This window comes from Halomonas profundus (genome assembly GCF_020865425.1).
In the GTDB taxonomy this organism is placed as follows: Bacteria; Pseudomonadota; Gammaproteobacteria; order Pseudomonadales; family Halomonadaceae; genus Vreelandella; species Vreelandella titanicae.
In genome coordinates this window covers 3,766,061-3,779,809 of record NZ_CP086344.1, presented here as the reverse complement: position 1 = coordinate 3,779,809, position 13,749 = coordinate 3,766,061, and the positions used below count along the sequence as shown (strand labels likewise).

14 protein-coding genes are annotated in these 13,749 nt (G+C 54.7%); 9 read left to right on the top strand and 5 right to left on the bottom strand.

Annotation, left to right across the window (positions count from 1 at the left end; genetic code table 11):
• Position 1: 1 nt before the first annotated feature.
• A complete protein-coding gene (locus LMS44_RS17275) occupies positions 2-535 on the top strand; it encodes a DUF192 domain-containing protein (RefSeq protein ID WP_161463173.1) in 534 nt (177 codons plus the stop codon).
• Positions 536-696: 161 nt separating this feature from the next.
• Here LMS44_RS17275 and LMS44_RS17270 read toward each other — a convergent pair whose 3' ends face one another.
• Both LMS44_RS17270 and LMS44_RS17265 read right to left on the bottom strand, forming a co-directional pair.
• Positions 697-1,431 carry a ParA family protein gene (locus LMS44_RS17270; RefSeq protein ID WP_190374713.1) on the bottom strand — a complete coding sequence of 245 codons (735 nt, stop codon included), beginning with the start codon at positions 1,429-1,431 and terminating at the stop codon, positions 697-699.
• A 117-nt stretch (positions 1,432-1,548) separates the two neighbouring features.
• Positions 1,549-2,400 carry a DMT family transporter gene (locus LMS44_RS17265; protein ID WP_022522271.1) on the bottom strand — a complete coding sequence of 284 codons (852 nt, stop codon included), beginning with the start codon at positions 2,398-2,400 and terminating at the stop codon, positions 1,549-1,551.
• Between the two features lie 326 nt (positions 2,401-2,726).
• Between LMS44_RS17265 and LMS44_RS17260 the strand changes: the two genes are divergently transcribed.
• The 7 genes from LMS44_RS17260 to LMS44_RS17230 all read left to right on the top strand — a co-directional run bounded on the left by LMS44_RS17260 (position 2,727) and on the right by LMS44_RS17230 (position 8,442).
• Positions 2,727-3,614 (top strand): sugar phosphate isomerase/epimerase family protein, encoded by an 888-nt coding sequence (locus LMS44_RS17260; protein ID WP_414122309.1) that lies wholly within the window; start codon positions 2,727-2,729, stop codon positions 3,612-3,614.
• 47 nt (positions 3,615-3,661) lie between these two features.
• Positions 3,662-4,561 (top strand): hydroxypyruvate isomerase family protein, encoded by a 900-nt coding sequence (locus LMS44_RS17255; protein ID WP_159177260.1) that lies wholly within the window; start codon positions 3,662-3,664, stop codon positions 4,559-4,561.
• A gap of 36 nt (positions 4,562-4,597) precedes the next feature.
• Positions 4,598-6,286 carry a GMC oxidoreductase gene (locus LMS44_RS17250; protein WP_159177259.1) on the top strand — a complete coding sequence of 563 codons (1,689 nt, stop codon included), beginning with the start codon at positions 4,598-4,600 and terminating at the stop codon, positions 6,284-6,286.
• Positions 6,283-6,942: a gluconate 2-dehydrogenase subunit 3 family protein gene (locus LMS44_RS17245; RefSeq protein WP_022522275.1), complete on the top strand. Its 660-nt coding sequence runs from the start codon at positions 6,283-6,285 to the stop codon at positions 6,940-6,942. The genes LMS44_RS17250 and LMS44_RS17245 overlap by 4 nt, the downstream gene beginning before the upstream one ends.
• Positions 6,943-6,959: 17 nt before the next feature.
• Positions 6,960-7,763, top strand: a complete 804-nt coding sequence (locus tag LMS44_RS17240) for a 3-keto-disaccharide hydrolase (protein WP_053856998.1) — start codon at positions 6,960-6,962, stop codon at positions 7,761-7,763.
• 134 nt (positions 7,764-7,897) lie between these two features.
• Positions 7,898-8,170 (top strand): CopG family ribbon-helix-helix protein, encoded by a 273-nt coding sequence (locus LMS44_RS17235; RefSeq protein ID WP_159177258.1) that lies wholly within the window; start codon positions 7,898-7,900, stop codon positions 8,168-8,170.
• A complete protein-coding gene (locus tag LMS44_RS17230) occupies positions 8,167-8,442 on the top strand; it encodes a type II toxin-antitoxin system RelE/ParE family toxin (protein ID WP_027958085.1) in 276 nt (91 codons plus the stop codon). The genes LMS44_RS17235 and LMS44_RS17230 overlap by 4 nt, the downstream gene beginning before the upstream one ends.
• A 413-nt stretch (positions 8,443-8,855) precedes the next feature.
• Here the strand turns inward: LMS44_RS17230 and LMS44_RS17225 are convergent, their stop codons facing one another.
• From LMS44_RS17225 to LMS44_RS17215, 3 genes are read right to left on the bottom strand one after another with little or no spacing between them, the layout of a single operon-like run.
• Complete coding sequence (locus tag LMS44_RS17225; protein ID WP_159177257.1) at positions 8,856-10,082, bottom strand: nucleoside permease; 1,227 nt, start codon at positions 10,080-10,082, stop codon at positions 8,856-8,858.
• 42 nt (positions 10,083-10,124) lie between these two features.
• Positions 10,125-11,207 (bottom strand): sugar phosphate isomerase/epimerase family protein, encoded by a 1,083-nt coding sequence (locus LMS44_RS17220; protein ID WP_476488450.1) that lies wholly within the window; start codon positions 11,205-11,207, stop codon positions 10,125-10,127.
• A 2-nt stretch (positions 11,208-11,209) separates the two neighbouring features.
• Complete coding sequence (locus tag LMS44_RS17215; RefSeq protein ID WP_022522281.1) at positions 11,210-12,388, bottom strand: Gfo/Idh/MocA family protein; 1,179 nt, start codon at positions 12,386-12,388, stop codon at positions 11,210-11,212.
• 264 nt (positions 12,389-12,652) lie between these two features.
• Here LMS44_RS17215 and LMS44_RS17210 point away from each other — a divergent pair, with 264 nt between their 5' ends.
• Complete coding sequence (locus LMS44_RS17210; protein ID WP_053857000.1) at positions 12,653-13,651, top strand: LacI family DNA-binding transcriptional regulator; 999 nt, start codon at positions 12,653-12,655, stop codon at positions 13,649-13,651.
• Positions 13,652-13,749: the final 98 nt, after the last annotated feature.

Below are 13,749 nucleotides of genomic sequence, written 5' to 3'. Positions count from 1 at the left end.
CATGGATCCCACGCGTCGCACGCTGCTTAAGGCGTCTTTACTGTTACCGATGGCGGCACTGCTGCCGATGTCGCTACTCAGCTCGTTTGCTTGGGGGCAGGCATCTGCGCAAAAGATGCAGACGCTGGCGCTGGCTATTCACAGCGAGGGCGGCCCACATCGTCTAGAGGTTGAAGTGGCGGAAACGGCTTCGCAGCGTCAGCGCGGGTTAATGGGGCGTGAGAGCTTGCCCGAAAAAAGTGGCATGCTGTTTCGCTTTGAGAACGAGCAGTCGGCCAACAATGCCTTTTGGATGTATCGCACGCTAATCCCTCTGGATATTGCCTTTATCGATAGCGATGGGCGGATTGTGGCGATTAATACCATGCAGCCCTGTGAATCCTCGTCGCCGAGCGACTGCCCCTCTTATCCAGCAGGTGCGGCTTATCATTCAGCGCTAGAGGTTAATGGCGGCTACTTTGCTGAGCGCGGTATCAAAGTAGGGGACTGTGTTTCTATTCCTGAAGAAGCCGGTTTCTGCCAGCCTGGAGATTAAACTGGGCGGCGGCGAAACCTGACCACAATCAGGGCTATACCCTCGACCACTAAGCCGCCACCGACTCGTTTATGCACGCCTAGGCTGTCGTCCCTTAACAGCGCGCCGGTACCTCTTCCGCCTGCTGCAAGCCAATTAACAGCAGAGCGAAGCTCAGAAGGTCATTGCATACGCTGCGCGATCTCTCGCCACAGCGCGGTGTAGGCGCGACTGCCCCGACTGCTGCGGGCGAAATGCCCGACCGGAGCGCGTTCGATACCCATACGCTCGACCTCACTGGCGTTGGGCACGGTCGTCGATAGGCGCCTCGGCCAGCGTTCGCTGAGACTCTCCATCACCTGGCGGTGCAGGGTCTTGCGACGGTCGGCGAGGGTCACGAATGGCCAGATCGGGCAGGCATGGTCGACCGCGTCGAGATGACCGTCCAGTTGCTCAAGAGTGCGCAACGACAGGGTGGTCGGTACCATCGGCACTAGCAGGGCATCGACGCTGGAAAAGATCTGCTCGGCGAGTGCCGACAGGCTCGGCGGGCAGTCGAGTATCACTAGGTCGTAACTGCTCATCACCGGCTTGAGGATCTTACGCAGCCGGCTGGGTTTGCGGGTTTCCATCGACGCTTCCAGGTCACGCGAGCCCAGCGCCGCTGGCAGCAGGTCGAGCCCTTCGATGTCGGTCTCGCGGATCGCCCGGTCGAGATCGGCCTTGCCCTTGACCAGTTTGCCGACGCCACCACGCACTTTGGGTTTGCTGCGTAGATAGAAGGTGGTGGCGGCCTGCGGATCGAGATCCCACAGCAATACTCGCCTGCCGTCGCGTGCCGCTTCGGCGGCGAGGTTGACGGCGGAGGCGGTCTTGCCCACGCCCCCCTTGATACTGTAAAGCGCCAGCATCTGCATAGGGAACTCCCGGCTTGGTGACTGTTCAGTCTAACTGATTGGCCTGAGTGGATATGTGACGTTTCGATGACGGCGCTGCTGCCGATGTCGCTACGCTGATTTCCCTCGATATGACCTTTATCGGCGGCGGCGAAATCTGATCACAATCAGGGCTATACCCGCGACCACTAAGCCGCCGCCCACTAGTTTATGCACGCCTAGGCTGTCGCCCATTAACAGCGCGCCTAGGCCGACTGCCAATACCGGTACGAGTAGCGTCATGGGTACCACGCGATTAACCGGGTGACGGCGTAAAAGCGCATACCAAATCCCGTAAGCGACAATCGACGACATTACGGCGGTGTAAATCATCGCCCCCCAGCCTAACCAAGTTGCTTGCTGCATCGCCTGCCACTGACCGCTCTCAAATAGCCATGACCCCAACCCTACCTGAGGCACCGCGAACAGCGCCACCCAGCCTGCCAACGCCATCGGCGCAATGGGCGGGCCACGCTTGATCAACAGCTGCGACACCGCCCAGCCCATGGCACTGCACAACAGAATCGCCAGTGGTAAAGGAGAGGGCAGCGTTGGCCCACCGGCCAGTACGACTACCCCAGCAAAAGAGAGTAGCAGCCCGACAATCCGTTTGGGGCCTAGCTTCTCTTTTAGAAAGATGACCGCTAGCAATGTGGCAAAGGGCGTGCCCATCTGTACTAAAAGCGCGCCGGTACCTGCTTCTGCATGCTCCAAACCAATAAACAGAAGAGCGAAGTGGAGGCTGCCGAAGGTGATGGATAACAGTAGCAAAAACGGCAATTGCACTCGCGCCACCGGGTAGAAGGGCACCAGCAGAACTGCGACCAGCATAAAACGTAGGGTGGTCATCAATAGCGGCGGTAGCTCCGCTACACCGACCTTGATAACAATGATATTCAGCGCCCAAATGGCGATAACAAAGAGGCCGAGCAGCAGGTCGCGTAGTGGCACGTTGATGTCCGTTGGTGGATGGAAACGATAGCCATTGTATCAGCTTGGGAGACGGCAAAAATAATAGTGAAATGAGCCGTTGGTAAGCGCCGCTACTGCTTGATACCAAAGTATTAGGATTTTCTTTAATAGTCTATATGTTGTTGATAATAAATTGGTTATGAATTGACTTGTGTGAGTATTAAGTCCTTTTTGTCCCCTTAAAAGCGGTAAACAAAGCGGCTGACTTGCACATTTTACTGAGATGTTCTAAAAAAATGTAACCGATTACATTTTTGCGTCGGCGCTTTCACAATATATAACAATCCAACAACAATGAGGTGGATATGGATACCCCGCTACGCCCAAAGCGTTTGAGTTCACAGGCTCTGCTGGCTGCTAGTGCAGTGGCGCTGTCGGTGCTGAGTGTACCTGGCGTTGTTCAGGCTCAACAAAGTAGCACAGCAGAATTACCCATTGCTGTTCAAATGTATACGCTGCGTGATTTTGGCAATTTGGAGGAGCAGTTAGCCGCCGTAAATCGGGCGGGAATCTCTGCCATTGAGACGGTGGGCACCCAGGACGTGACAGCCGAAGAACTCAACGCTTTGTTAGAAGAGCACGCGCTTGAGGTGATCTCAAGCCATGTGCAACTAGATGACCTGCGCAATCGCTTGGACGAAACGGTGGCTTTCAATCAGGCGGTGAGTAACGACACCTTAACAATGCCTTATCTAGCCGAGGACGCACGCCCTAGCGATGCCGAAGGCTGGCAGGCGCTGGGTAAAGAGCTAGGTGATATTGCCGCTGAGCTAGATGCCGAAGGTTTCCGCTTGGCGTACCACAACCATGATTTCGAGATGGAAGTGTATGACGGTAAAACCGCGTTAGAGCATCTGTTTGATGCGGCTGGATCTGATCTGCTGGCGGAATTGGATATCGCCTGGGTGGCACGTGGCGGGTTTGACCCGGTTGAGTATGTCTCGCGTTTCGATGGCCAACTGTTTGCTGTACACGCCAAAGATAATGCTCCAGAAGGCACCGCCGAAGAAGAGGGCGGTTTCGCCACACTCGGGGAAGGTGTACTGGATTGGGATGCAATCTTGCCCGCCATCGAGGCCGCTGATGTTGAGTGGTACATCATCGAACACGATATACCACTAGACGCAGAAGCGGTGATTACCGAGGGCAACAGCTTCTTACAGGAAAAACTGACAGCGCTTCGAGAAGAGTAATGCACGCTTAGGCCATCTCATTTAGATGACGAACGCGAGGATGCTTTATGAAGCGCTACCTTATTGATCGGCGTAGCTTGCTGCGCCACAGCGTTACCGGTGCTATTGGTCTGGCGGCGCTACCTCAGATTGGCTCTCGAACCCTGGCTGACGATATGCCTTCTCAGCGGGCGCTAAAAGGCAATATCCATCATTCAGTCGCTCGTTGGACATTCGATTTTCTATCTTTGGAAGAGCTTTGCCAGCTTTCAACTGAGTTGGGCATTACGGCGATTGATCTGGTGGGGCCAGAAGAGTGGCCTGTGCTTCAGCGGTATGGGCTCGACTCTTCCATGTGTAATGGCGCTGAGTTGAGCCTTGAGGATGGCTGGGGCGATACCCGCTTTCACTCAGAGCTGATTGAGCGATACCTCCATCATATCGATTTGGTCAGCCAAGCGGGCTACACCAATCTCATTTGTTTTAGCGGCAATGCCCGGGGTATGAGCCCTGAACAGGGTTTGCAAAATGCCGAAATGGGGCTGAAGGAGATTCTTGCCCAGGCAGAGGCAAAAAGCGTGGTGCTACAGATGGAGCTGTTCAACAGCAAAATCGACCACCCCGACTACCTTTGCGATAACTCTACCTGGGGGATTGAGCTTTGCCGCCGCCTCGATTCACCCAACTTCAAACTGCTCTACGACATCTATCACATGCAGATTAGTGAAGGCGATGTCATTCGCACCATCCGTGAAAACCATCCGTTTTTCGGCCATTACCATACGGCCGGTGTGCCGGGGCGGCATGAAATAGATGACACCCAAGAGCTCAACTACCCTGCGATCTGTCGCGCTATAAGAGATACCGGCTTTAAGGGTTATATCGCCCAGGAATTTCTCCCTGACCGGACTAGCCAACAGGCAAAAATAGCATCACTGCAGGCGGCTATTCAGCTCTGCGACGTGTGATGCGACTCTAAAAACAACACAGTAAGGAAGATAATCATGCCAGATAATCACTACGATGCCATCGTGGTTGGCTCAGGCATTAGCGGCGGCTGGGCTGCTAAAGAGCTAACCGAGAAGGGGCTAAAGGTTTTACTGCTCGAGCGTGGGCGCAATATTGAGCACGTAAAGGATTACCACAACGCCGACAAAGAGGCGTGGGATTATCCCCACCGCAATGAGCCGACCCAGGAAATGATCGCTAAACACCCCGTGCTCAGGCGCGACTACCCCCTTAACGAAGCCACCATGGGCATGTGGGCGGATGAACAGGCCAATCCCTACGTGGAAGAGAAGCGCTTTGACTGGTTTCGCGGCTATCACGTAGGGGGGCGCTCACTGCTTTGGGGGCGGCAAAGCTATCGGCTCAGCCCTATGGACTTCGAGGCCAACCAGCGTGAAGGTATCGCCATTGATTGGCCGATTCGCTATGAAGATATCGCCCCGTGGTATGACTATGTGGAACGCTTTGCCGGTATTGCAGGTACTCAGGAAGGGCTAGATATTCTTCCCGATGGCGAGTTTCTGCCGCCAATACCGCTTAACTGCGTGGAAAAAGATGCCGCCAAGCGTATTAAAGAGGCCTTTGGTGGGCAGCGCCATCTTATCCACAGCCGAGTCGCCAATATTACCCAGCCAAAGCCGGAACAAAATCGCGTCAACTGCCAATACCGCAATAAATGTTGGCTGGGTTGCCCTTATGGTGCCTATTTCAGCACCCAGTCCGCCACGCTTCCCGCGGCGGTGGCCACAGGTAATCTAACGTTACGGCCATTCTCGATTGTCAGCCAGGTGCTGTACGACAAAGACCGTCAGCGGGCGCGGGGCGTTGAGGTGATTGACGCTGAGACCCATGAAGTCCATGAGTACACCGCTGATGTCATCTTCCTCAATGCGTCTACGTTCAACACTACCTGGATTTTGATGAACTCCGCCACCGATGTCTGGGAAGGGGGCTTGGGCAGTAGCAGCGGCGAACTGGGTCACAACGTGATGGATCACCACTTCCGCTGCGGTGCCAGTGGCGAAGTGGAAGGCTATCTCGACAAATACTACTTCGGACGCCGTCCTGCGGGCTTTTACATTCCGCGCTTTCGCAACGTAGGCGATGAGCAGCGAAACTACGTGCGCGGGTTTGGTTATCAAGGCGCGGCGAGCCGCGAGGGCTGGGATCGCGAAATTGCTGAGCTCAATATCGGCGCTGATTTAAAGCAAGCACTTAGCCAGCCAGGCGGCTGGACGATCGGTATGACAGGCTTCGGCGAAATGCTGCCCGATCACGATAACCGCATCTCCCTTGACCACAGCGTTCGCGATAAATGGGGGCTGCCGGTGTTGTCGATCAACGTGGAACTCAAGCAAAACGAGCGCGATATGCGTCGGGACATGGTTCAAGATGCGGTCGACTTACTTGAGGCCGCGGGCGTGAAGAACGTCAAAGGCGACGTAGGCGATTACGCGCCAGGCATGGGGATCCATGAGATGGGCACCGCGCGTATGGGCCGTGACCCGAAAACCTCAGTGCTCAATAGCCACAACCAAGTATGGGATGCGCCCAATGTGTTTGTCACGGATGGCGCCTGTATGACGTCATCCTCTTGTGTAAATCCTTCTCTAACCTATATGGCGCTTACCGCTCGGGCGGTGGACTATGCGGTGGAAGAGCTGAAACGGGGGAACCTGTCATGAATCGTCGCGAATTACTCAAAATGATCGCCCTGACGACCGGTACCGCGATGATTGGAGGTAAATCCCTATTTGCCTTTAGCGATGCAGGCCAGTCAGACCACCCCTTTAGCAGCCGCGATGTAGAGCGACTGGACGAGCTTGCCGAAACCATTCTGCCTAGAACCGATACCCCAGGTGCTAAAGACGCTGGCGTCGGGGAGTTTATGGCCCTGTTCGTCAGCGACTGCTATACGCCCTCAGAAAGAGAGGTGTTCTATTTTGGTTTAGCGCAGCTTGAGGCGCGTAGCCGAGCGGCTTACGAACGTGATTTTATAGCGCTGAGTGGCGAGCAGCGGTTAGAGCTCATAACCGAGTTGGATCGCGAAGCGATGGCGCACGCCCAGCAACAGGCTCGTAGAGAGCAGCCAACCCCTGCTGAGGAACTGACCGCAGAGACCCAGACTGCGCAAAATCAAACGGCGGAAACCCAGTCATCCCAGGAGCACGCGGATAGCGAGGAAGCGCTTCCACACTACTTCACTATGATGAAGCAGCTAACGCTGTTCGGCTTCTTCACCTCAGAAGTTGGCGCGACTGAAGTCTTGCGCTACGAAGCGGTGCCAGGCCGCTACGAGGGCTGCGCGCCTTATAACGGCGAGCCTGCTTGGGCTACTTAATGGAGCGGAGAGCATTGATGAAAAATCAGCAAACCTACGATTTACAAAGTCGCGCCTATGCCCCAGCGCTTTGCTTACTGGTCTGCGGCAGTTTGTTGGCATTCGACAGCGCGGCACAAGAAGACGCCTCGAAAGAGGCGCTGACACCCGAGCAGCAATCTACCAAAACCGAAGTGTGGGAGCCTGTGCCTCCTTTGGTTTCAGTGCCTGAGACGGGCGTTCCCTCCGATGCCATCGTGCTATTCGATGGCGCCGATTTAGACGCATGGGAATCTGAAGAGGGCGGGCCAGCCGAGTGGCACGTGGAAGAGGACGTGATGACGGTGAATCGGGGCGCGGGAGGAATACGCACACGCCAGGATTTCTGCGACGTGCAGCTCTACCTGGAGTGGCGAGCACCGGCCGATATCGATGGCATGGAGGGTCAAGATCGTGGCAATAGCGGCGTCTTCCTGCAAGAGCGTTATGAAGTGCAAGTGCTGGACTCCTATGACAACCCGACCTATCCCAACGGCCAGGCGGCATCTATCTACAAACAGCATATTCCGTTAGTCAACGCATCCCGCCCGCCTGGTGAGTGGCAGAGCTATAACATCCTCTACACCGCGCCACGTTTTGATGATGAAGGCGCCCTTGAATCGCCTGCCTACATCACCGTTCTGCATAACGGTGTAGTGGTTCAGCACCATGCTGAAGTGCAAGGCACCACCGAGTGGATTGGCGAACCCAATTACGAAGAAGCCCACGGCTGCGCACCCATTTACCTGCAGGATCACGATGCGGACGTTAGCTTTCGAAACGTTTGGGTGAGAGAGTTATAGTCAGGCGCTTTTAAGCACCCTCAGCGAGCAAGCCCAGTCTTCTGATGCTAGATATATCGGGGACTGGGCTTTTTTGTATCGCCCTCATTGACTATGCTGTAATACATTGTAGTCGTTGGGGTGAGGATATAGATATGGGTGTCACTACAGTTCGTCTTCAGACAGACGTTGAACAGCATCTGGAAGCTATCGCGAGCAGGCTCCACCGGAGCAAAGGCTGGGTGATCAACCAGGCGTTGTCGGAATACATCGAGAAGCAACAGCTTGAGCAAGAGCGCTGGAGGCAAACGCTGGAGGCAATGGAGTCTGCCGCACAGGGGAAGGTGGTTGATAGCAGCGAGGTTCATCGTTGGCTCAATAGCTGGGGAACGGAAAATGAGCAGGATGCGCCGAGGTCGGATAGGTGAAACTGGTTTACACGAATGAAGCCATTGAAGATTTGCAGCGCCTTAGAGAGTTCATCGCCATCCATAATCCATCAGCAGCAGGCCGGATAGCAGCTGAGCTGGTCGGCAAAATCGACTTACTGCCAGACTTCCCTAAAATGGGAACGCCGGTTGAAATGGCACCGGATTCTGTTCGTGACATGGTCTTTGGTAAGTACGTTATCCGCTATTCAGTACATCCGAGCGTCATCATTATTCTGCGCGTATGGCACGAACTGGAAGGTGAGCGTTAGCCATTAAGCCAGCTGCGATTCCCGGCTATGGCAAAATAGAAGTGAAAAGAAAGCGGATTTGGTTATGTATTTACGTTTAACCGAAAGGGAGTTTTATGGACGGCTTTTTTGAAGAGATAGGCAGGGGGGTTTTTAGGGGAATAGGTTACATACTGGCAGAGGTATTCTTTAGAACAATTTGTTACTGGGTTGGTTGGCCAATCTGTAAACTAGTTACTTTGGGAAAATATCCTTCGGCTTTTAAAGTGATATATCTCGATGAGCATAGGAGTCGAGCCGACGGCGCTTTGTGTGCAGTAGTGGGTTTGCTTGCGTTGATTGTGTTGGCTCTGTATCTGTTAGGACAGTTTTCGTACAAAGCTTAGTAAGCCGGGTGCCGCCAATACACCCGGCTGTTATTATGCTCTATCCCCTTACACGTTAGGCTTAACCGTTACGCTTTTGTCGTTTTTAAAGGTGAGGTAGAACAACACCAGCACCGCGATAGCAAATACCGCTGGGAACATCCAGATGCCTTGCCAGTCGTGCGCGCCGTTGGTGGAGAAATGGTCGGTAATCTGACCGGCTACCCAGAAGCCTATTAGCATGCCTACCCCGTAAGTGGCCAGCGTGATCATGCCCTGGGCAGAGCTTTTAAACTTCTCCCCTGCGCGGGCATCGGTGTAGATTTGGCCGGTCACGAAGAAGAAGTCGTAGCACACGCCATGCAGTGCAATACCAATCAAGAGCATAAACACCATCTCATCGGCGTTACCGAACGCAAACAGCGCATAGCGTAGCGCCCACGCCAGCATACCGATCAGCAAGGTTTTCTTGATACCAAAGCGATGAATAAAGACCGGTAGCAACAGCATAAACAGCACTTCCGATACCTGGCCCAGGGTCATTTTGCCGGTTGGATTGGTCACGCCGATCTCTGCCAGAAAAGGGTTGGCGTTTTGGTAATAAAATGCCAGCGGAATACAAATCAGAATAGAGGCGATAAAGAAGATGGCGTAGTTGCGGTCTTTTAGCAGGGCCAGTGCATCTAGCCCTAGTACTTCTTTTAAGCCAACCGGGCCGTTTGCTTTAGGCGGCGTGGCGGGCAGGCTAAAGCTGTATAGGCCTAGGGCTAATGATGCGATAGCGCACATCAAAAAGGTGTTACGCAGCATGCCGTCGGCGATGCCTTGCGAAGAGTCCCAGGCGAATAAGTAACTGATACCCAAGCCCGCGATAATCCAGCCAATGGTTCCCCACACGCGGATTTTAGCGAACTCCTGGCTTGGGTCGCTCATTTGGCGGAAGGAGACCGAGTTAACCAGCGCCAGTGTCGGCATATAGATAATCATATACATCAACACCAACGGGTAAAACGTACTGAAATCGCTGGCGACATACAGGCCGTACATTAAAGCAGCGCCCGCCAAGTGCAGAACACCGAGAATACGCTCGGCGTTGAAATAACGGTCAGCGATCAAGCCAATAATGAAAGGGGCAATAATCGCTCCCCAGGATTGGGTGGAGAAGGCCATGCCAATCTGGCCACCGCTAGCGTTGAGATTATTGGCCAGGAAGGTGCCCAGGGTGACAAACCAGCCGCCCCAGATAAAGAACTGCAAAAACATCATGATGCTGAGTCGTGTGCGTATCATAGCCATGACGTGATCCTTTGTTGTGGTTGTGATTAAAAAAACAGTCAATTAACGGTGTGAAGGAAGACCAAGAATTCGACGGTTGCGCGAAACACTGGTAGTGACACCGGCAAAATCATCAAAAGCGCGATCGGCGGGTTGAATCAGATGGGCTTCGATAAAAGGTGCACCCTCTGCAGCGCCTTGGGCGGCGTCTTTAATGCAGCACTCCCACTCAAGCACCGCCCAGCCATCAAATCCGTACTGCGTCAGGCGGCTAAAAATCCCGCTGAAATCGATCTGCCCATCGCCTAATGAACGGAAGCGTCCAGGGCGCTCTACCCAACCCTGGTAACCGCCATAAACGCCGCTGCGGCCATTGGGGTTAAATTCAGAGTCTTTAACGTGGAACATGCCGATACGCTCGTGGTAGCGGTCGATAAACTCGAGATAATCCAACTGCTGCAGCAGTAAGTGACTGGGGTCATAAAGAATTTTCGCCCGTGGATGGTTGTCCACTGCCGCCAGGAACCGCTCGAAAGACGCACCGTCGTGAAGATCCTCGCCAGGGTGAATCTCAAAGCACAGATCAACACCTGCCTCATCAAAGGCATCCAGAATTGGCCGCCACCGCCGGGCCAGCTCGTTGAACCCTTCTTCGACTAGCCCCTCAGGACGTTGGGGCCAGGGGTAAACAAAGGGCCATAGCAGCGCCCCGGAAAACGTCGCGTGAGCCGTTAAACCAAGCCGTTGGCTGGCTTTGGCAGCCAGCTTTAGCTGCTCAATGGCCCACTCGGTACGCTCCTGCGGCTTGCCGTGTAGCTCAACAGGCGCAAAATCATCGAATAAGTCGTCGCAAGCGGGATGCACGGCGACCAGTTGGCCCTGTAAGTGGGTAGAGAGTTCACTGATCACAACGCCGGCTTTTTCACAGCGGGCGTTTAACTCATCACAGTAACTTTGGCTTTCAGCGGCCTTGTGCAGGTCGATAAAACGACTGTCTGCAGTGGCAGTGGGTAGCTGAATGGCTTGATAGCCGTGTTCGGCCGCCCAACGAGCGATACCGTCGAGGCTATCGAAAGGCGCTTCGTCGCCGATAAACTGGGCCAGGAAAATGGCGGGCCCGCGGATGCCTTGATGGGTGTTGGGCATGATTAGGCTCCCGTTAGTTGAGTGGCAGGCAGTGGCGTCCATTTCTGTTCGCTTTTGGCGCTGGTGGTGACGGCCTCGATAAACGCCATGCCACGTAGCCCGGAGGCCATACCGGGAACGCCCTCAACGTCGCCTTGCTTGCCTTGATGAATGGCGTGGGCAAAGTCGCGGTAAAGGTTGCCGAGTGCTTCCAGATACCCCTCTGGGTGGCCGCCGGGTAGGCGCAAGCGTTGCATCGCGCTGGGGAAAAGGTCGGGTTGGTCGATGCCCGCACGGAGGGTGCGCATCGGTGCTTGAAGCGGGCGGTAGAACAGGCTGTTGGGCTCCATTTGGTGCCACTCCAACGCCCCTTGGTCGCCGTAAATACGTATTTTAAGTGCGTTTTCTTCCCCGCTGCAGATCTGGCTGGCAATGAGGGTTCCGCTGGCACCTTGTTCAGTGCGCAGCAGTACATCGCCATCATCGTCTAATTGGCGGCCATCGGCGTGGCTGGCAAGCGAGGCGCAGAGAGCGCTAACACGATGTCCGGAAATAAACTCGGCGAGGCCGAAAGCATGGGTGCCAATGTCGGCCATGCAGCCGCTGATACCTGCGAGCGAAGGGTCGGTGCGCCACGCGGCTTGTTTATTACCCTGCTGTTCTAAACGCTCGCCTAGCCAGCCCTGAGGATACTCCACATGAATTTTGCGAATGCTACCTATTTGGCCCTCGCTCACCATTTCTCGGGCTTGCCATACCATGGGGTAGCCTAAGTAGGTATGCGCCAAGCCATACAGGCAGCCGCTGGCATGCCAGCTTGCTGCTAAGCGCTGAGCTTCTTGGAGTGATACTGCCGCCGGTTTTTCGCAGAACACATGAAAGCCTGCCTGCATGGCCGCTTCCGCGATCGGCACGTGAAGATGATTAGGCGTTACGATCACCAATAACTGCATGCGTTGTTCGGCGGGAAGTTGCTGCTCGCCTTCCAGTAATTGCTGCCAGTCAGCGTAAATACGCTCGTCGGGGAGGTGGCACGCTTCGCCAGTCAGTTGGTTGTTATCCGCCGAGCGGCTAAAGGCTCCACATACCAGCTCGCAGGTATCGTCGAGGCGAGCAGCTAAGCGGTGAACTTGGCCGATAAACGCCCCTTGTCCGCCGCCGATCATGCCTAAGCGGATGCGGGGTTGATTGGGTCGCGGCATAGAGAGGCTCCTGCTTTAATAAAGCGTTTGATTTTTCAGGTGGCGCTTGGTCAGGCTGTGCGAGTATAGTCGGCAATGTAACCGGTTACATTTGGCTTGAAATTAGGGCTTCACGCTATAAGCGTCAATGCGACAAAGGTCTATCGGTGCGCGCGAAGGGTTGGGAAATCGCGCGCTGAGTTTAACGCTGGGATACGTTAAGCTGAGATGAATAATGCCGCGCAACCATCTGCTTACGGCGATTACCTAGTGATAAGGGAGGCCATGACCAATATACGTAAGGTCGCCGAGTTGGCGGGGGTATCGGTAGCGACCGTATCACGCGCGTTAAAGTCGCCGGATATCGTCTCACCGGCCACCCGGGAAAAAGTGCTGAAGGCCGTTGATCAAGCGGGCTACAAGCCTAATTTGATGGCGGTTCAGTTTCGCTCTCAACGTACTTATAACTTAGTGGTATTGGTACCCACGATCGCAAACACCTTTTTTGCGCGGGTAATCAGCGGTATTCAGGAAGCTGCCCAAGAACGCGGCTACGGCGTTCTGCTGTGTAATACGCTTGGTAATGAGGCGATGGAAACCCAATACGCCAGTTTAGTCAGTACCCGCCAGGCGGATGGCGTAATTCAACTGCGTGCTTTTAACCCTTTTTCTGAAAAGGCGTTTCCTGCTGGGGCGGTATTGCCCATGATCAATGCCTGCGAGGTGCTGGACGATGCGCCCTGTCCCACCGTCAAACTCGATAACCGAGCGGCAGCCCGGGAGGCCACCGAGCACTTGATCTCCCTGGGGCATCGTCGAATTGGCATGATTAAAGGGCCTCGGCGCAGCCCCTTGACCCGTGATCGCCAACAAGGCTACCAGGATGCGTTGAGCGCAGCGGGCATTCCGTTAGATGAGTGCCTGCTTTGTCCTGGCGATTTCACGCCACGTTCTGGTTATCAGGCGGCTGAAACGCTTATGGCTTTAGCGGAGCGCCCCTCCGCCATTTTTTGTGAAAGCGATGAAATGGCCATAGGCGCTATAAGCCGTATCAAAGAAGCGGGCCTGCGGGTGCCGGAGGATATTTCGGTGGCAGGCTTTGATGATATTGCGTTTGCTTCTTACAGCGACCCGCCGTTGACGACGATTGCCCAACCGGCGGAAGCCTTCGGACGCGAAGCTGTTGCGATGTTGATCGAGGTGCTGGAAGGAAGGCAAGTAGACAATTTGGTGTTGCCATATACCCTGGTCTCAAGGGCCAGTACTGCAACATGCCGACCTTAGGCGACTTCCTTTCGCGCCCTAAGTGCATACAATAAGTGGGGCTTTCTCGAAAAGCTTCACAACTGCTGTCCACGCACACCACTAAACGCACATCATAA

Coding starts and splice junctions, on each gene's coding strand:
- LMS44_RS17275 (WP_161463173.1), top strand. CDS start 2: ATGGATCCCACGCGTCGCACGCTGCTTAAGGCGTCTTTACTGTTACCG.
- LMS44_RS17270 (WP_190374713.1), bottom strand. CDS start 1,431: ATGCAGATGCTGGCGCTTTACAGTATCAAGGGGGGCGTGGGCAAGACC.
- LMS44_RS17260 (WP_414122309.1), top strand. CDS start 2,727: ATGGATACCCCGCTACGCCCAAAGCGTTTGAGTTCACAGGCTCTGCTG.
- LMS44_RS17255 (WP_159177260.1), top strand. CDS start 3,662: ATGAAGCGCTACCTTATTGATCGGCGTAGCTTGCTGCGCCACAGCGTT.
- LMS44_RS17250 (WP_159177259.1), top strand. CDS start 4,598: ATGCCAGATAATCACTACGATGCCATCGTGGTTGGCTCAGGCATTAGC.
- LMS44_RS17245 (WP_022522275.1), top strand. CDS start 6,283: ATGAATCGTCGCGAATTACTCAAAATGATCGCCCTGACGACCGGTACC.
- LMS44_RS17240 (WP_053856998.1), top strand. CDS start 6,960: ATGAAAAATCAGCAAACCTACGATTTACAAAGTCGCGCCTATGCCCCA.
- LMS44_RS17235 (WP_159177258.1), top strand. CDS start 7,898: ATGGGTGTCACTACAGTTCGTCTTCAGACAGACGTTGAACAGCATCTG.
- LMS44_RS17225 (WP_159177257.1), bottom strand. CDS start 10,082: ATGGCTATGATACGCACACGACTCAGCATCATGATGTTTTTGCAGTTC.
- LMS44_RS17220 (WP_476488450.1), bottom strand. CDS start 11,207: ATGCCCAACACCCATCAAGGCATCCGCGGGCCCGCCATTTTCCTGGCC.
- LMS44_RS17215 (WP_022522281.1), bottom strand. CDS start 12,388: ATGCCGCGACCCAATCAACCCCGCATCCGCTTAGGCATGATCGGCGGC.
- LMS44_RS17210 (WP_053857000.1), top strand. CDS start 12,653: ATGACCAATATACGTAAGGTCGCCGAGTTGGCGGGGGTATCGGTAGCG.